Source organism: Azospirillum sp. Marseille-Q6669 (assembly GCF_965111635.1).
Map to the genome: position 1 here is coordinate 106,592 of NZ_CBCOOP010000001.1, position 17,858 is coordinate 124,449.

15 protein-coding genes are annotated in these 17,858 nt (G+C 68.1%); 8 read left to right on the forward strand and 7 right to left on the reverse strand.

Translation table 11 applies throughout. The features are described 5' to 3' along the window. Positions 1-241: 241 nt before the first annotated feature. The 3 genes from ACWPXE_RS00435 (at position 242) to ACWPXE_RS00445 (ending at position 4,970) form a co-directional block, all read left to right on the forward strand. Positions 242-412, forward strand: coding sequence for an RSP_7527 family protein (locus ACWPXE_RS00435; protein ID WP_237907406.1), 171 nt, complete (start codon positions 242-244; stop codon positions 410-412). 156 nt (positions 413-568) lie between these two features. Continuing rightward, positions 569-1,636, forward strand: a complete 1,068-nt coding sequence (locus ACWPXE_RS00440; RefSeq protein WP_454016213.1) for an HD domain-containing phosphohydrolase — start codon at positions 569-571, stop codon at positions 1,634-1,636. Between the two features lie 13 nt (positions 1,637-1,649). Next, the gene (locus tag ACWPXE_RS00445) at positions 1,650-4,970 is read left to right on the forward strand and encodes a PAS domain S-box protein (RefSeq protein WP_454016214.1); all 3,321 of its coding nucleotides are present in this window, start codon (positions 1,650-1,652) and stop codon (positions 4,968-4,970) included. Between the two features lie 36 nt (positions 4,971-5,006). On the opposite strand, the gene ACWPXE_RS00450 is transcribed toward ACWPXE_RS00445, so the two are convergent. From ACWPXE_RS00450 to proV, 3 genes are read right to left on the reverse strand one after another with little or no spacing between them, the layout of a single operon-like run. Next, entirely contained in the window at positions 5,007-5,903 is an 897-nt protein-coding gene (locus tag ACWPXE_RS00450) for a glycine betaine ABC transporter substrate-binding protein (RefSeq protein ID WP_454016215.1), read from the reverse strand. Between the two features lie 41 nt (positions 5,904-5,944). Then, positions 5,945-6,883, reverse strand: coding sequence for an ABC transporter permease (locus tag ACWPXE_RS00455; protein WP_454016216.1), 939 nt, complete (start codon positions 6,881-6,883; stop codon positions 5,945-5,947). Between the two features lie 2 nt (positions 6,884-6,885). Beyond that, the gene (proV, locus tag ACWPXE_RS00460; protein WP_014241964.1) at positions 6,886-8,082 is read right to left on the reverse strand and encodes a glycine betaine/L-proline ABC transporter ATP-binding protein ProV; all 1,197 of its coding nucleotides are present in this window, start codon (positions 8,080-8,082) and stop codon (positions 6,886-6,888) included. A 717-nt stretch (positions 8,083-8,799) separates the two neighbouring features. Between proV and ACWPXE_RS00465 the strand changes: the two genes are divergently transcribed. Next, the gene (locus ACWPXE_RS00465) at positions 8,800-10,839 is read left to right on the forward strand and encodes a M3 family metallopeptidase (protein WP_454016217.1); all 2,040 of its coding nucleotides are present in this window, start codon (positions 8,800-8,802) and stop codon (positions 10,837-10,839) included. Positions 10,840-10,928: 89 nt separating this feature from the next. Beyond that, positions 10,929-11,504, forward strand: coding sequence for a HutD/Ves family protein (locus ACWPXE_RS00470; RefSeq protein ID WP_454016218.1), 576 nt, complete (start codon positions 10,929-10,931; stop codon positions 11,502-11,504). A gap of 31 nt (positions 11,505-11,535) precedes the next feature. Here the strand turns inward: ACWPXE_RS00470 and ACWPXE_RS00475 are convergent, their stop codons facing one another. The 4 genes from ACWPXE_RS00475 to hutG form a co-directional block, all read right to left on the reverse strand. Then, on the reverse strand, positions 11,536-12,147 hold the full coding sequence (locus ACWPXE_RS00475; RefSeq protein ID WP_454016219.1) for an MliC family protein: 612 nt from the start codon (positions 12,145-12,147) through the stop codon (positions 11,536-11,538). 109 nt (positions 12,148-12,256) lie between these two features. After that, positions 12,257-13,045, reverse strand: coding sequence for an IclR family transcriptional regulator (locus tag ACWPXE_RS00480; protein WP_454016220.1), 789 nt, complete (start codon positions 13,043-13,045; stop codon positions 12,257-12,259). Then, complete coding sequence (locus tag ACWPXE_RS00485) at positions 13,042-14,466, reverse strand: formimidoylglutamate deiminase (protein WP_454016221.1); 1,425 nt, start codon at positions 14,464-14,466, stop codon at positions 13,042-13,044. The genes ACWPXE_RS00480 and ACWPXE_RS00485 overlap by 4 nt, the downstream gene beginning before the upstream one ends. Next, on the reverse strand, positions 14,466-15,266 hold the full coding sequence (gene hutG / locus ACWPXE_RS00490; protein WP_454016222.1) for an N-formylglutamate deformylase: 801 nt from the start codon (positions 15,264-15,266) through the stop codon (positions 14,466-14,468). Before hutG ends, ACWPXE_RS00485 begins: the two co-directional genes overlap by 1 nt. 286 nt (positions 15,267-15,552) lie before the next feature. On the opposite strand from hutG, the gene ACWPXE_RS00495 reads away from it, so the two are divergent. The 3 genes from ACWPXE_RS00495 to ACWPXE_RS00505 are packed head-to-tail and all read left to right on the forward strand — an operon-like array spanning position 15,553 to position 17,858. Next, positions 15,553-16,350, forward strand: coding sequence for a glutamine ABC transporter substrate-binding protein (locus ACWPXE_RS00495; protein WP_454016223.1), 798 nt, complete (start codon positions 15,553-15,555; stop codon positions 16,348-16,350). A 31-nt stretch (positions 16,351-16,381) separates the two neighbouring features. Then, the gene (locus ACWPXE_RS00500; protein ID WP_035679436.1) at positions 16,382-17,044 is read left to right on the forward strand and encodes an amino acid ABC transporter permease; all 663 of its coding nucleotides are present in this window, start codon (positions 16,382-16,384) and stop codon (positions 17,042-17,044) included. 4 nt (positions 17,045-17,048) lie between these two features. Further along, positions 17,049-17,858 carry an amino acid ABC transporter ATP-binding protein gene (locus ACWPXE_RS00505; RefSeq protein WP_454016224.1) on the forward strand — a complete coding sequence of 270 codons (810 nt, stop codon included), beginning with the start codon at positions 17,049-17,051 and terminating at the stop codon, positions 17,856-17,858.

Here is a 17,858-nt window from a genome sequence, read left to right on the forward strand (position 1 = left end):
TGAGTGATGATGCTCCCTTTTATTCTTGGTTGTGCGCTGCATCATAGTAATAGAAGCCATGCGTTATCGGCGCGTCGTCTTTCGGGGTGGTGGTGTCAATATATCCAGGCAGGCAGCACCGCCCCTCCGCCGGCATCGCGCAGGCCCCTTCCACGGCCAGCCGCCGACCCCGGCGCCCGAGCGGCACCGCCAGAGACATTCCCATCGAACCGCGGCCCTTGATGCCGCCATGAGGACAGCCATGAACGCCGACAACTTTGCGAACCCCCTGTCGTCCACGGAACTGCGCAACATCCGCCGCCAGGCGGAAGCCCTGCGGGCCGCCTACCTGCGCAGCCTGTTCCGCCGTCTGGCCGCGGCCTTCAGCCGTCCGGGCGCTGCGACCAACGGCGGTCTGACCGCCGCCCGCTGAGGCGCACCCGACACCACAGGTCCCCTGCACGCGGCCGGACTGTCCGGCCGCGACTTTTTCGCCCTCATATATCCAATTTTAGCAAGATTCGTTAAGATTTTGCCGTGTATCATTTTCTAATGATACCCGAAATGGTGATTTGAGACGGGCGCAAAAATGCAGGTTGTAATCGTCGATGACGATCCTTCCACGCTGTTCATCACCAGCGCGGTCATCCGGCGGATCGACGACGCGGAGCCCGTCGGCATGGGCAGTCCGCTGGAGGCTCTGGATTGGCTGGCCGCTAACACGCCCGACCTGATCCTGATCGACCATGTCATGCCGGACCTCGACGGCATGGACGTGCTGGAGCGCATCCGCGACCAGCGACATCTCGCTGACGTTCCGGTGGTGATGATCACCGCCGACACGTCGGTGAAGCTGCGGGTGGCCGCCCTTGAAAGCGGCTGCACCGATTTCCTGACCAAACCCATCATCGTGCCGGAGCTGCTCGCCCGTGCGCAGAACCTTCTGCGCCTGCGGCTGGGCCAGCGGATGATGCGCGATCAGGCCGCCGTCCTGCGCAGCCGGGTGGAGGAGGCGACTGCCCAGCTCCGCCAGCAGGCGCAGGAGCTGGTGGCCCGCCTCGCCCGTGCCGCCGAGTACCGCGATCCGGAAACCGGCCTGCACATCGAACGGATGGCCAGCTACTCGCGCGTCATCGCCGAAAGCCTCGGGCTCGACCCGAATGACTGCGCCCGGCTGGCCGAGGCCGCGCCGATGCACGACATCGGCAAGATCGGCATTCCCGACGCCATCCTGCTGAAGCCCGGCCGGCTAACCGGCAGCGAAATGCGGGTGATGCGCGAGCATCCGGCGATCGGCCACGCCGTTCTCCAGGGCAGCGAGCATCCGCTCATCTGCGAGGCCGCGGAGATCGCGCTCGGCCATCACGAGAAGTACGACGGCACCGGCTATCCCAAGGGCCTGCGGGGGGAAGAGATTCCGCTGGCCTGTCGCATCGTCGCCATCGCCGACGTGTTCGACGCGCTGACCACCGCCCGCCCTTACAAGACGCCCTGGCTGCTCGATACCGCGAAGGCCTACATCGTCGAGCACAGCGGCACCCATTTCGACCCGGCCTGCGTCGACGCCTTCCTGCGCGCCTGGACGTCCATCCTTGCCATCCACGACGCCCATCCCGACCCGGATTTCACCGGGACGGACGGCGCCGCGTTCCGCTAGACGGGAGGGTGCGATGCCGGATACCCCCGTTTCCCTTCCCCTGCCCGAGCACGGCCACCGCGCCTATGCGTTCCGGTCCAGAGCGCTGGTCTCCGGGGTGTGGATGGCCACGCTCCTGCTGACCGCGGCGGCCTGGACCGCGGCTCTCTACCTGGCGGAGCGCGACCAGCGCGACGCGCTCCAGCGGGCCGAGCGCGACACCGGCAACCTGGCGCACATCATCGCGGAACAGACCACACGGGCCATCGCCGGGACCGACCGCATCCTGTCCTTCATCGGCTATGATCTGTACCGGCTGGGCAGCCAGAGCCCGCTGCTGCGCGACGTGATGCGGAATGCGACGCTGGATTCGGACCTGCTGCTCCAGCTCGCCTACGCGGATGGCAAAGGCGACCTGATCCAGACCAGCGTGGATAACGCCCCGGCCCGGGTGAATCTGGCCGACCGCGAGCATTTCCGCGTGCACAAGGAGAGTACGGTCGACGGGCTGTTCATCAGCCGGCCGGTCTTCGGGCGGGCGTCGGGCAAATGGTCGATCCAGCTCAGCCGCAAGGTCGACGCCCCGGACGGTGGGTTCGGCGGGATAATCGTCGCCTCGCTCGACCCCTTCTATTTCGGGCGCACCTTCGACAATCTGGATGTCGGCCATGACGGAGTCATCTCCATCATCGGCCGCGACGGCATCCTGCGCGCGCGCAGCGTTATGGACGACCGCATCATCGGATTGGCCCTCGGCATGTCGCCAATCCTCCGGCAGGCGCAGGAGAAAACGCAAGGCTTCCTGCGTTCGGTCAGTCCCGTCGACGGGGTGGCCCGCCTGACCAGCTTCCGCAGCCTTCCGCACTACCCGCTGATCGTCAGCGCGGGCTTCGGCGAGGCGGAGTTCATGGCCGAAACCTGGGCGCGGCAGCGCGCCTACTCCGTCGGGGCCAGCCTGACCACCGCCCTGCTGTTCGTCCTGGCCGCGTTGGTGACGTGGCAGAGCCGCGCCCAGGAGCGATCCCATGCCACGCTGGACGAGGCGGCTCGGCATCTGCGCGCCAGCAAGACGAAGCTGCGCGACATCGCGGAGACGGCGTCCGACTGGTTCTGGGAGATGGACGCCGATCTGTGCTTTGCCGGCGTGTCCGGCGCCTACGCCGGCTCGATCCGCGATCCGGAGCTGTACCGCGGTCGGCGCTGCGAGGACATCGCCCAGCGCGAAGCCGGCGACGGCGTCCATTGGGAGGAACACCGCCGCACCCTGGAGGACCGGCAGCCCTTCCGCGATTTCGAATTCGCGGTCCGCGGACCGGACGGCGACACCCGCATCTGGTCGCTCAGCGGCAAGCCCGTCTTCGACGACCAGGGCGCCTTCGCCGGTTACCGCGGCTCCGGCTCCGACGTGACGGAACGGCGGCGGGCGGAACGGTCGCTGAGCGACAGCGAGCGGCGCTACCGCGCCATGTTCGCCGCGGTCGGCCAGCCCATCGTCGTCACCGACCAGAATGCCGTGATCACCGGCTTCAACCCGGCGGCGGAGGCCCTCTTCGGCTTCCGGGAGGCGGAGATGATCGGGCGGAACGTCACGGCCCTGATGCCGGGCGGGCACGCCGGCAGCCATGACCGCCTGTTCCGGGATTACCAGTCCAGCGGCCGCGGCAGCCCGAGCGGCATGATCCGCGAGGTGCCGGTCCGGCGCGCCGACGGCACGCTGGTGCCAACCGAGATCGCCCTGTCGAGCTGGCGCGGCGGCGGGCGGGAGCATTTCATCGGCGTCTTCCACGACCTGTCCAAGGCCAAGCAGATCGAGGCCGACCTGCGCCGCGCCCGCGACAGCGCCGAACACGCCAACCGGATGAAGAGCGAGTTTCTGGCGACCATCAGCCACGAGATCCGCACGCCGATGAACGGCGTCCTGGGCACGCTGACCCTGCTGGACGACGATGGGCTGAAACCGGAGGAGCGGCGTCTGGCCGGCGTCGCCCGCCGTTCGGCGGAAAGCCTGCTGCGGCTGCTCGACGACATCCTGGACTTCTCAAAGCTGGAGGCCGGGCGGATCGCCATCGAGGAGGAGACCTGCGCGCCCGCCGACCTCGCGGAGGCGGTGATGGCGGTGTTCAATCCGTCGGCGACGGACAAGGGGCTGACCCTGTCCTGCCACATGCTGCCTGGCGTGCCGGAGGCGGTGGTCACCGATCCGGCCCGCCTGCGGCAGATCCTGTTCAATCTGGTCGGCAACGCGGTGAAGTTCACCGGTACCGGCCATGTGGCCGTGCGCGCCCGCCGCGGCGCCGACCTGCCGGACGGGCGCTTCCTCCTGCAGTTCGAGGTGGAGGACAGCGGCATCGGCATCGCCGCCGAGTCCATCCCGTCGCTGTTCGACCGCTTCACCCAGGCCGACAGTTCCATCACCCGCCGCTACGGCGGCACCGGTCTGGGGCTGGCGATCTGCAAGGAACTGTGCGGGCTGCTCGGCGGGACGATTTCCGTCTCCAGCGTGCCGGGCAAGGGAAGCCTGTTCCAATTCTCGGTCGCCTGCGCGCTGGGCGATCCGGCGGCGCTGCGCCACGCCGCGGAGGCACCGCCGGCCGCCCCCCTGCCCCCTTTGCGGGTCCTGGCGGTGGACGACAACGCGGTGAACCGCGACATCGTGCGCGGGTTGCTGGTGCGCGGCGGGCACAGCGTTGTCACCGCCGTGGATGGGGACGAGGCGGTGCGCAGCGTGGAACGGGCGGAGGAGCCCTTCGACGTGGTTCTTATGGACATCCAGATGCCGGGAATGGACGGGCTGACCGCCACCCGCCTGATCCGCGCCTTGCCGGCGCCGCGCAACGGGGTGCCGGTGATCGCGCTGACCGCCCACGCCTCGGGCAGTTCGCTTCCGGAATGCATGGCGTCGGGCATGAACGGGTTCGTGCCGAAGCCCTTGCGTCCGGCGGCGCTCGACGCGGCGATCCGCGCGGTCATCGACAGTTCGGCTGGCAAGGCGGTTGACGAGCCGGTTGACGAGGCGGTTCAGGAAAGCGCTCCGGTGGCGGAGTTGCTGGACCGAGAACAGGTGGACAGCGTGGCCGAGGCACTCGGTCCGGAGTTCTGGTCCGAGGCCTTGGAGGGCTTTTCCCGCACCGCGCGGGAGCAGGTGGCGCAGATCAGCGCCGCTCTGGCCGCCGGTGACGAGCACCGCCGCGCCGCCCACACGCTCAAGGGGCTGTCCTGGAACATGGGGGCGAAGCGGCTGGGCGACCTTGCGCTGGCGCTGGAAAGAGCCCCGCCCGACGAGGCCCTGGCCCTGGCCGGAAGCCTGGAAGGCGTGCTGAAGGACAGCATCGAGGCATTGTCCGGACCCTTGTGAGAGTAAGGGCAGTGCCTCGGGCCTGTCCCGGCCTCGTCAGGAGGCAGGCATCTCGCCGGTCACCCAATAGTCCACGCGCTGCTTGTTGTTGGCGATGTAGGTGTCGATCGCCTTCTCATAGGAGGTGGCGTCGGCCTCCAGCATGATCTTCTCCAGATCCTCCAGCGGCAGGTACATCCGGGTCAGGAACTCGGCGACCTTGGGGTGATCCTGGTAGAAGCTCTTGCGGGCCATGACGTGGACGCGCTCCAGCCCGCCCAGAGAGCCCTTCGGGTCCTCCAGATAGCGCAGCTTCCACTTGGCGAACATCCAGTGGGGGCTCCAGGCGGTGACGGCGATCCAGTCCTCGCGCCGATCGGCGCGACCGAGCGCGGCGGTCATCGCGGCGCCGCTGGCCGAAACCAGCTCGTAGTCGTTGAGGCCGTAGTCCTTCAGCGCCTTCTCCGACGCCTGCATCAGGCCCGAACCGGGGTCGATGCCCTGGATCTTGCCCTTCAGCTTCTCGCGGATTTCCGGCTTGGCGAGGTCGGCGATGGTCTTCACCTGATCCTCCGGCACATAGTCCGGCACGGCCCAGCCCAGGCGGGCGCGGGTGTAGAGCATGCCCAGCGGCACGATGTCCTTGCCCACCTTGTCCAGATAGGAGGCGTGGGTGGTCGGCAGCCAGGACATCATCATGAAGTCGAGGTCGCCCTTGGCGAGCCCTTGATACTGCAGGCCGATGTCGGCAAGCACCAGCTCGACCGGCTGATCCAGCCGTTCCTGGATGAGGCGCTGGGCGAGCTTGGTCACCGCCTCGGCGTCGGACCAGGCGGTCCAGCCGATGCGGACCGGCTTCCTGTCCTCGGCAGCGAGGCTCGCGGAGGACAGGGCGGTGCTGCCGATCATGGCGGCGACGCCGAGGGCCATCATCTTCAGAAACGTGCGTCTCATGCAAAAAATCCTTTGTTTTGTATGGTTTTGGGGATGGCGGTTCATCCCGCTTCCGTGACTCCGTGCGTGGGAGACAGGTGCGCGTCGTCCCTCGGCTGCGCCGCGCGGCGGCGGCTCAGCAGGGAGCGCAAAGCGGACCGGGGGGAGCGTCCCCCCGCGTCCGGGGTTCCGAAACTCTGGGTGATGCGGTCGAGCAGGATCGCCAGGATCACCACCGCCAGCCCGCCCTCGACGCCGAGGCCGATGTCCAGCCGCTGGATGCCGCGCAGCACCTCGTTGCCGACGCCGCCCGCCCCGATCATCGAGGCGATGACGACCATCGACAGCGACAGCATGATGGTCTGGTTGATGCCCGCCATGATCGACGGCAGCGCGGTCGGCATCTGCACCTTGAAGAGGAGCTGGCGCGGCGTGCAGCCGAAGGCGAGGCCGGCCTCGACCAGCTCGTGCGGGACCTGCCGGATGCCCAGGCTGGTCAGGCGGACGACCGGCGGCATGGCGAAGATGATCGTCGCGATGATCCCCGGCACCCGGCCCAGACCGAACAGCATGGCCGCCGGGATCAGATAGACGAAGGCCGGCATGGTCTGCATCAGGTCGAGCGCCGGACGCACCACCGTTTCCACCCGGTCGTTGCGCGCGGCGACGATGCCCAGCGGAACGCCGATGGTCAGGGCGATGGCGGTCGCCGTCAGCACCAGGGCCAGCGTGTCCACCGTCTGGTGCCACATGCCCAGCCCGGCGACGACCAGCAGCGAGGCCGCGGCGAACAGCGCGAAGCGCCAGCCATTCCGCCACAGACCGATCAGCACCACGATGGCGGCCAGCCCCACGCCGGGCAGCGAGGTCAGGGCGGCCTGGACGCCGTCGGCGACCGCGCCGACCACGAGGTCGATGCCGTCGAACAGCCATTGCGCGTGGTCCAGCAGGAACATCACGGCGGTGTCGGCCCAATCGCCGATGGGTAGTTTGAACTCCATGGTCAGCGCGTCCGTCCAAGAGTTTCCAGATAGGCGGTCTTGGAGATCGCCCCGACATAGGCGCCCTGCCCGTCCACCACCGGCAGCGGGCACGGGGCCGACGCGATGCGCGGCAGCACCTCGTCCATCGGCAGGTCGACGGGAAGCGGCTCGATGCCCGGAAGCAGCGCCTCGTCCAGCGTGGCGGAGCCGTTGTGCCGCTCGATGGCGGTAACCAGCGTCTCCACCGACACCACACCGTGGAAGCGGCGGCGGCCGTCCTGGACATAGCCGAACTCGCGGTCGCGCTCGCGCAGCTGGCGGACGGCGGCGCGCGGGCCTTCGCCGGTGTGGCGGATCAGCGTCACCTGATCGCGCCGGGCGATGTCGCCCGCGGTCAGGATCTTGGTGACGTCGATGTTGCGGAAGAAGGAGCGAACGTAGTCGTTGGCCGGCTGCTTGAGGATCTCGTCCGGGCGCCCGACCTGGATGATCTGGCCGCCTTCCATGATGGCCAGCCGGTCGCCGATGCGGATCGCTTCGTCCAGATCGTGGCTGATGAAGACGATGGTGCGCTGCCGTTCGGCCTGAAGGCGCAGCAGCTCGTCCTGCATCTCGGTCCGGATCAACGGGTCGAGGGCCGAGAAGGCTTCGTCCATCAGCAGGACGGACGGCTCGTTGGCGAGCGCGCGGGCCAGGCCGACGCGCTGCTGCATGCCGCCCGACAGCTCCCGTGGGAAGCTCTCCGCGTAGGCGCCGAGGCCGACCGCGTCCAGCGCCTGCTGCGCCTTGTCGCGCCGCGCCTTCAGGCTTTCCCCGGCAATCTCCAGCCCGAAGGCGGCGTTCTCCCACACCCGCAGGTGCGGCAGCAGGGCGAAGGACTGGAACACCATGCCCAGGTCGCGCCGCCGCAGCTCGGTCAGCTCGGCGCGCGACAGCTTGGTGATGTCGCGCCCGTCGATCCGGATCTCGCCCGCGGTCGGGTCGATCAGCCGGTTGAGCATCCGGACCAGCGTCGATTTGCCGGAGCCCGACAGGCCCATGATGACGAAGATTTCACCGGCCTCGACCTCGAAACTGGCGTCGAGGACGCCGACGGTCTGGCCGGTTCTTTTAAAGATCTCTTCCTTGGAAAGACCCGCCTTCAGCAGGTCGAGCGCCTGACGTGGGTGGCGCCCGAAAATCCGGGTGACGCCGTTTACGGCAATTTTCGCGGTCATCCGCTGATGCCTCCGCTCTTGGCAAAATGCGTGTGGTTCCGGACCCCGAAAGGGACCGGTCCGTCGTGCAGCCTTCATTGGCCAAGGGCAGGTGTGGGTAGCGAGGGACGGAATGGATAAGCGCTGGATTTTTTTTTTTTTGAAGAGAACGGCCCCCGAAGAGTTCTCACCACTGCATATCGTCGGCAGCATCAGATGTTTATAAGAGACGGGGCAGGGCCTTTCGCCCGCACGCCAGAAATTTTGACAGCCGCGTCGCGACCGCCTCCCGCCAACCACAGGGAAAGTAAAGCGACATGAGAAAACGCAAAAACAGCGAAGACTCATGAAATTGAAGGCTATATGAACAAGAAAACAGATTTATCTATGCATGCATACCGATGTCACCTCTGAAACAGACTGGGGTTGTAGGGAAATGCGCACACGGAATGGCGCTCCTGAAGCGCGTTCAAGAGGTCAATTCCTGGCCGCCACTGACAAGAGGCTAACAAACTTTAGGAGAGATTTGAAGCCTTTTTATGTCTCGGTTGGATATGGCACCGGACCAATGTCGTTCAAGCGTGAAATTGAAGGCTTATTATCCTGGCTCTGCGCCGCGGCTCCTTCCTTTTTCGCCGCTCTGGGATGCGCCCTGCGGCGACCGGCGTGTTGTGGCGGCGGACCGGTTGCGGCACCATGTTCGGCATGTCTTCCGTTTCCGGTCAGCAAGGGGCCTTGATGAGCAACCCGTTCTTCGAAACCTGGACCACGCCCTTCGGCCTGCCGCCCTTCGACCGCATCCAGGCCGAGCATTTTCCGCCCGCCTTCGACCATGGCATGGCGGAGAACATCGCGGAGATCGCGGCGATCACCGGAAACCCCGACGCCCCGACCTTCGCCAACACCATCGAGGCGATGGAGCGCAGCGGGCGCTTCCTGAACCGGGTCGGCGGCGTGTTCTGGAACCTGAACTCCAGCAACACCACCGACACGCTGGAGACCATCGCCCGCGATTACGCGCCGAAATTCGCCCAGCATTCCATGCGCATCGCGCTGGACCCGGCGCTGTTCGCCCGCGTCGCCGACCTGTACGAGCGGCGCGGCACGCTGGACCTCGCCCCCGACCAGCGGCGCCTGCTGGAGCGCCAGCATCTGGGATTCGTGCGCAGCGGCGCGCTGCTGCCGCCGGACGCCAAGGCGCGGATGACCGCGCTCACCGAGCGGCTGGCGACGCTGCACACGCTGTTCGGCCAGAACGTTCTGCACGACGAGAAGGACTGGCAGCTCGTGCTGGAGGAGAGCGACCTCGCCGGCCTGCCCGACTTCGCTCGCAACGCCGCCGCCCAGGCCGCCAAGGAGCGCGGGCAGGAGGGCAAGTACGTCATCACGCTGGCCCGCTCCTCGGTGGAGCCGTTCCTGACCTTCTCGGCCCGCCGCGACCTGCGTCAGGTGGCCTACGAGGCCTGGATCCGCCGCGGCGAGCATGAGGGCGAGCACGACAACCGCCCGCTGATCCGCGAGATCGTCGCGCTGCGCACCGAGCAGGCGAAGCTGATGGGCTATGCCAGCTACGCCGACTTCAAGCTGGACGACAGCATGGCGAAGGACACCTCCGCCGTCGAGCGGCTGCTGCTGCAGGTCTGGGGTCCGGCCAAGGAGAAGGCCGCCGCCGAGCGCGCAGAGCTTCAGGACTGCGCCCGCGCGGAGGGCATGAACGAGCCGATCGCCCCCTGGGACTGGCGCTACTACGCGGAGAAGGTCCGGCAGGCCAAGTACGACATCGACGAAGCGGAGGTGAAGCCCTACTTCGTGCTGGAGAACATGGTGCGCGCGGCCTTCGACACCGCCGGGCGCCTGTTCGGGCTGACCTTCACCGAGCGGCCCGACTTGCCGGTCTACCATCCCGACGTCCGTGTCTACGAGGTGACGGAAAAGGACGGGCGGCACGTCGGCCTCTTCCTGCACGACAATTTCGCCCGCTCGTCGAAGCGCTCCGGCGCCTGGATGAGCAGCTACCGCGACCAGGAGAATTTCGACGGGGCGGTGTCGCCGATCATCGTCAACAACAACAACTTCTCGAAGGGCGAACCGACGCTCCTCAGCTTCGACGACGCCGAGACGCTGTTCCACGAGTTCGGCCATTTCCTGCACGGCTGCCTCAGCAACGTCCGCTACCCGAGCCAGTCCGGCACCTCGGTCCGCCGCGACTTCGTGGAGCTGCCCTCGCAAATCTACGAGCACTGGCTGGCGGTTCCGGAGACGCTGTCCACCTACGCCCGCCATCACCAGACCGGGGAGCCGATCCCGCAGGACCTGCTGCGCCGCCTGCTCGCCGCCCGCAACTTCAACCAGGGCTTCGGCACGGTGGAATACACCGCGGCAGCGCTGCTCGATCTGGAGTTCCATACCCGGAGCGACGCCGCCGACACGGATGTCGCCGCCTTCGAGCGGTCGGTGCTGGACAAGATCGGCATGCCGGCGGAAATCGCCGTGCGCCATCGCCCGACCCATTTCCAGCATCTGTTCGCCGGCAGCGGCTACGCCGCGGGCTATTACGCCTATCTGTGGGCTGAGGTGCTGGACGCCGACGGGTTCGAGGCGTTCCTGGAAACCGGCAACCCCTTCGACCCGGACCTTGCGGCGAAGCTGAAGACGATCTATTCGTCGGGCGACACCCGCGACCCGATGGAGCTGTACACCGCCTTCCGCGGACGCGAGCCGCGCATCGAGGCACTCCTCAAGCACCGGGGCCTGACCCAGTCGCTCGGGGACGCCTGACGCACCGCCCATCGGCGCCGCAGACACGCACACGAGGACAAGGGACGGGGGATGGGCCGGACGCCCTCCCCCGTCCCGCGAGGATTCTTATGGCTGTTTCTCTTCTCGACCCCGCCCGCTACCGCCGCATGCCCTGGAAGAACGGCGGCGGCACGACCACCGAAATTGCCCTCCAGGAGCTGCCCGGCGCCGCCGGCCGCTTCCTGTGGCGGGTCAGCATCGCCGACGTGGCGGAGGCCGGCCCCTTCTCCGCCTTCACCGGCTACGAGCGGTTGATCGCCGTGGTCGAGGGGGCCGGCATGCGGCTGACCGTGGACGGCGTCCCGGCGACCGTGACCAACCGCACCGCCCCCTTCCGCTTCTCCGGCGACGCAGCGGTGGATTGCGCCCTGCTGGACGGGCCGATCCGCGACTTCAACCTGATCTTCGACCGCGAGCGGGCCGACGCCCGGCTCGACATCCTGCCGGCCGACAAAGCCGCGGACATCCCGGCCGGCGGCGTGGCGCTGGTCCATGCGCTGGCCGGCGAGGTGATCCTGCGCACCGGCGACAGCGTGGCGCGCGTGTCGCCGGGCTGGACCGCCCGTCTGGACGACACCGCCGCCACGCTGGAGACCGGGCCGGGGGCCTGCGCCGTCCTCGCCCGCGTCGCGGCGCGCGGCTAAAGGACCTCGCGTGAGGAGTTAGGTTGAGGGGTTACGGCGCCTTCCGGCAGGTCATCTCCGGAGCGCCGTAGCCCCAGGTCACACGCGCTTCGCCCTGATGCTCCCAAAAGCTCTCGTTGCGGCCCTGGTAGCGGGCGCCGGACGCCGCCGGCTGTCCGACCATCAGCGATACGGCGTCGCCGCGCTCGGCGATCATCGTCGGTGGGTCGGTCTCAAAGAAGGTGGCGGCCAGCTCGTTGCCCGCCTGGCCGTCGCAGGCGAAGCGGACCGGGCCGATGGCGGGGACCAGCCGGTATCTGGCCTGAAGCTCGGCGATGCGCAGACGGTACTGCTCCCCGACGCAGGCGCGGCGGTCGTCGGCCTTCCAGCAGTCGTTCCGGCCCTTGATCCAGCCGCGCTGCTCCGCCTTCAGCACCGGGGGGTGTTCGTTCGCCGCCTTGCCCGTGGCTTCGCCATAGACGCCGGCCAGCTTGCGGTCGAGCGCCGACAGGCCGGCGTCGGTGCAGACCATCTGTTCGATGCTGCCCTTCTCCACCGTGGCGCAGGAGAAGGAGGGGCCGGCGGATTCTGCGGCGAGGGCGGTGCCTCCCCATGCGACCGTCGCCACAAGAGCGATCCGCAGGGCGTTGCGATGCGCACGCATAGGGCTTCCCCGTGCAATCTTCCGACCCGGTCAGAATGCCGTGTTCTACGTCCCGGGAGAAGACATCCCCTCTCCCCTCTGGGGCGAGGGTCAATTGGGCAGTTGCCGCTCAGCCGCGCGGCAGGTAGCCAAGCTGGTGCGAGATCGCGTCCGCCGTCTCCACCACCTTGGTCCGCAGATGGTCGAGCGTGGCGGGCTGGTCCATCACGGCGCTGGGGCCGGAGAGGTTGATGGCCGCGATGACCTCACCCCGGTGGTCGCGGATGGCCGCCGCAATGGCGACGATCCCCGACACGAAAGAGGAGCGGTTCATCGTCCAGCCGCGCTTGCGGTCCTCCGCCACCTCCTGGATGAGCGATGTCAGCGTGACCGCCGTGGTGTCGCTGTAGCGGTCCAGCCGCACGCCGGTGTAGAGCTGCGCGACGGCCTCGTCGGTGAGGCCGCTCAGCAGCATCCGCCCCATCGCGGTGGCGTGGGCCGGCAGGCGGTAGCCGACCGCGATGTTGCTGGACAGCGTCATGTGCGAGTGCGCGCGGTAGACGTAGACGATCTCCGTCCCGTCGCGCACCGCCATGTGGGCCGAGATCTGCGTGCTGTCGCGCAGCCCGTCGATGTAGGGGATCGCCACCTCGATCCCGTCCAGCCCCGACAGGTAATGATAGCCGAGCTGCATCGACCGCGGCGCGAGGCGGTAGGACTTGCCGTCCCCCACCCGTCCGATGTAGCCGAGATGCTCCAGCGTGAATACCAGCCGGTAGGCCGAGGCCCGCCCGATCCCCAGCGCCTTGGCGATGTCGGTCAGGGACAGGGTCCGGCGCTGCGGCGTGAACAGCTCCAGGATGGCCAGCCCGCGCTGCAGCGCCGGGGCGATGTAGGTGTTCGGATCGGTCTCGCTCATGTGTCCCGGCGCAACCCCTCGATGGCGCGCTGGTAGGCGGCCAGGATGGCGTCCTCCCGGACGTGGCGGCCGTCGCGCACCACGGTCCGCCCCGCCGCGACCACGTCGCGCACGGCGTGCCCGTCGCTGGCGAAGACATAGGCGTCCAGAAGGCTGTCGTCGGTCCGAGAAAGCAGTTTCGGGTTGTTGGCGTCAAGCACGACGAGGTCGGCGGGCTGGCCCACCTGAATCCCGCCGCCGGCCGCCGGCTGGCCCAATGCCTGCGCGCCGCCGGCCACCGCCGCCCGGTAGAGGCCGCCGCCGATGGACGGGCAATCCCCGATGCGCAGCACGTTGCGCCGCCGCTGCACCAGCCGCTGGCCGTATTCCAGAAGCCGCAGTTCCTCCGCCGCGGACACGCTGATGTGGCTGTCCGACCCGACGCCGAACCGCCCGTCCTGCGCCAGGAAGGGGATGGCGGGGAACAGCCCGTCTCCCAGATTGGCCTCGGTCGTCAGGCAGAGACCGGCCACCGCGCCACTCGCCGCCATGCCGTCCACCTCGGCCGGGGTCACGTGCGTGGCGTGGACGAGGCACCAGCGCGGCCCGACCGGGGCGTTTTCCAGAAGCCATTCCACCGGGCGCTTGCCGCTCCAGGCGACGCAGTCGTCCACCTCCGCCGTCTGCTCGGCGATGTGGATGTGGATGGGCGCGCCGGGGTCGAGCGCGTCGAGGCCGGCCAGCGCGTCGCGCATCTCCTCCGGCGTCACCGCGCGCAGCGAATGCAGGGCGAGACCGGTGCGGCGGCCCGCCCGCTCCGTGCCCATCGCCTTCTGCATGGCGGAGACGATGGACAGCAGCCCGTCCACGTCGTTGATGAAGCGCTTCTGCCCGTCGGACGGCGGCTTGCCGCCGAAGCCGCTGTGGGCGTAGAGCACCGGCAGATGGGTCAGGCCGATCCCGGCCGTGTCGGCGGCGGCCAGGATGCGGCGCGACATCTCCGCCCGGTCGGCGTAGGGGCGCCCGTCGGCACTGTGGTGGAGGTAGTGGAACTCCGCCACCGCCGTGTAGCCCTGCTTCGCCATCTCCATGTAGAGCAGCGCCGCGACGGCCTCCGCCGCCTCCGGCGTCATGCGGCGGACGAAGCCGTACATGGCGTCGCGCCACGTCCAGAAGCTGTCCTCCGACGCGCCGGCGTATTCGGTCAGCCCGGCCATGGCGCGCTGGAAGGCGTGGCTGTGCAGGTTGGGCATGCCGGGGATCACCGGCCCGGCGGCCTGGGGCAGGCCCTCTGCGGAGGCGTCCCGTTCCACCGCCGTCAGCGTGCCCCGCGCGTCGAAGCGCAGCGCTACGTTCGAGGCCCAGCCGTCGGGCAGCAGCGCCCGTTCGCAGAACAGTCCGTTCATGCCGTCCCCCATCACGCTGTCCATCGCCGCCTCCATCACGCCCGCTCCTCAGCCCATTCGGCCATCGCCCCGATGAAGCGCCGGAGATGCGGACGAATCCGCGCGGCGCGCGCCTCGTCGAAGGCGAAGGGCGCATCCTCCTCCATGTAGGTCACCTGCGCCATCTCGAGCTGCACGGCGTGCCAGCCCTCGGACGGGCGCCCGAAATGGCGGGTGATGTGGCCGCCCTTGAAGCGCCCGTTGAGGACATGGGTAAAGCCGTCGGCTCCGGCATCCGCGCCGACCGCGACCAGCCGGTCGCTCAGCACGGGATCGGCGCTGCGCCCGTCGTTGGTCCCGATGTTCAGGTCGGGCAGCCGCCCCTCGAACAGCCGCGGCACGACGGAGCGGATGGAATGGGCGTCGAACAGCACCGCCCGCCCGAATTGGTCGCGCAGCCGGGTCATCTCCGCGGTGATGGCGTCGTGGTAGGGCGCCCAGTAGCGGGTGACCCGTTCGGCCACCTCCGCCGCGTCCGGTTCGGCGCCCGGCTGGTACAGCGGCGCCCCGTCGAACAGGGTGGTCGGGCACAGGCCCGTGGTGGCGCCGCTGTAGAGCGGCGTGTCGTTGCTGGGGCGGTTCAGGTCGACGACGTAGCGCGAGAAGCGCGCCTGGATCACCCCGACTCCGAGATCCTCCAGGAAGTCGTAGAGCCGCGGCAGGTGCCAGTCCGTGTCGGGCAGGCCCTGCGCCTCCGGCACCAGCCGGCCGATGAATCCGTCCGGCAGCGCCGTGCCGACATGGGGCAGGCTGACCAGCACCGGACGGCGCGCGGCGCGAAACCCGAAAACGTCCATTTCCTCTCTCCCGTGCGACAAGTGTTTTGTCAGCAAAACTTTCTGCGTCCCTGTTCGGTCGCCCCCGGCTTCCGCGTCGTTCGCGGTACTTGGCTGCAACACCAGCGTTGCCACAGGGCGTCCGACATGCTCCAGTATGACAAACGGCGTTGACGCGACTGTTATCCCTGGGCAACATATGTTTTATAGGCAAAACACGGCGCTGCCAAGCCGCTCGCTGCGCAAGGGGGTTCCCCGGCGTCCGAAACTGGCAACGCAGGCGCAACGAACAGGGAAATTCCGACCCATGAAGTCCTTTGGTAAGTTTCTCGCCGCCGCCTCCTTCGCCGCCGCCGCGGTCGTCACCGTGGTCGGCGCCGGGTCCGTCCCGGCGCGCGCCGAGGACGCGGTGATCGCCTCGATCAAGCAGAACGGCACCTTCCGCGTCGGCGTGGACGCCACCTTCGCGCCCTTCGAATTCTCGCAGGACGGCAAGAAGACCGGCTTCGACATCGAGCTGGTCGAGGCCATCGCCAAGGAGCTGGGCGCCACCAAGGGCGTCGAGTGGGTGGACATCGACTTCAAGGGCCTGATCCCCGGCCTGATGGCCAACCGCTTCGACATGATCGCCTCGGCCATGTACATCACCGAGGAGCGCCGCAAGGTGGTCGCCTTCTCCGACACCTACTATCCGGGCGGCCTCGTCATCATGGTCAAGGCGAACAACACCGCCGTGAAGGGCCCGGCCGACCTCGAAGGCAAGACCGCCGCCGTGCAGATCGGCACCAAGTCGGTCGTCCATCTGAAGGAGCATTTCCCGAAGACGAAGATCGTCGAGGTCGAGACCAACGCCGAGATGTTCGGGCAGGTCGAGACCGGCCGCACCGACGTCGCGGTGACCGGCAAGCCCGCCGCCAAGCTCTACGCCCAGACGCATCCGACCGTGAAGGTGCTGGACGACCAGCTCACCACCGAGGATTACGGCTTCGCCATGCGCAAGGACAACACCGACCTGGTGACCAAGGTGAACGCCGCCATCACCAAGCTGAAGGCCGACGGCACCTATCAGAAGCTGGTCGACAAGTGGTTCGAAGCCAAGAAGTGATCGATATCTTCGTGAACGGAGGACCCCTCCCGTGACGCTCGACTTCGCCCCCGTCTGGGGAGGGTTGCCGGAGCTGCTGAAGGGCACCGTGGTCACCATCGAGGTGACCGCGGCGGCCTTCCTGCTCAGCGCCGTGCTTGGCCTGCTCGTCGGCATCATCCGCCTCAACCCGGCGCGGCGCGTGCTGTACGGCATCGCGTCGGCCTATGTCGCCTTCATCCGCGGCACGCCGCTGCTGGTGCAGCTCTTCCTGCTGTTCTTCGGCCTGCCGCAGTTCGGAATCCTGCTGCCGGCATGGCTGTGCGGCGTGATCGGGCTCGGCATCTACAGCGGCTCCTACGTGTCGGAGGTGGTGCGCGGCGCCATCCAGTCGATCGACCGCGGCCAGATGGAAGCCGCCCGCTCGCTCGGCATGTCCTACCGCGAGGCGATGTGGGAGGTGGTTCTGCCCCAGGCCTTCCGCCGCATGCTGCCGCCGCTGGGCAACGAGACCATCGCGCTGATCAAGAATTCGGCGCTGGTGTCGCTGCTGACCATCGACGACGTGATGCGCGAGGGGCAGCGGATCATCTCCACCAGCTTCCGCGCGCTGGAGGTCTACATCGCGGTGGCGCTGATCTATTTCGTGCTGACCAACGCGGCCACCTGGATCCTGCGCCAGATCGAAAAGCGCATGACCGTGGAAAGAGGGTAAGCCGGTGATCGAGATCCGCAACGTCTACAAGAGCTTCGGCAGCACCGAGGTGCTGAAGGACGTCAGCCTGACCGTGCCGCCGTCGCGCACCACCGTGGTCATCGGCCCGTCCGGTTCGGGCAAGAGCACACTGCTGCGCTGCTGCAACTGCCTGGAGATCGCCGACCGCGGCGAGATCCGCATCAACCACCGCACCATCATCGCCGACGGCAAGCCGCTGCCCGACAAGGAGCTGAACGCGCTGCGCGCCGAGACGGGTATGGTCTTCCAGTCCTTCAACCTGTTTCCGCACATGACCACGGTGGAGAACGTCATGCGCGCCCCCGTCGTGGTGCGCGGCATGGCCAAGGCCGAGGCGCGGGAGCTGGCCATGGGGCTGCTGCGCAAGGTCGGGCTGGGCGACAAGGCCGACGTCTATCCGTCCACCCTGTCGGGCGGGCAGAAGCAGCGCGCCGCCATCGCCCGCGCGCTCGCCATGAAGCCCAAGGTGATGTTGTTCGACGAGCCGACCTCCGCGCTCGACCCCGAGCTGGTCGGCGAGGTGCTCCAGGTTATGAAGACGCTGGCCGAGGAAGGCATGACCATGATGGTGGTGACCCACGAGATGGGCTTCGCCCGCGAGGTCGCCGACACCGTGGTCGTCATGGCCGACGGACGCATCGTCGAGTCCGGTTCGCCGGAGCAGATCTTCACCAACCCGGTGCAGGAGCGCACCCGCGGTTTCCTGCGCGCGCTGGTGGACGGCCATCTCGCCGGCGCCCGCCCGCAGCCGGCGGCGGAAGACCCGCTGGACGCCCTGCCCGGCAACCACTGA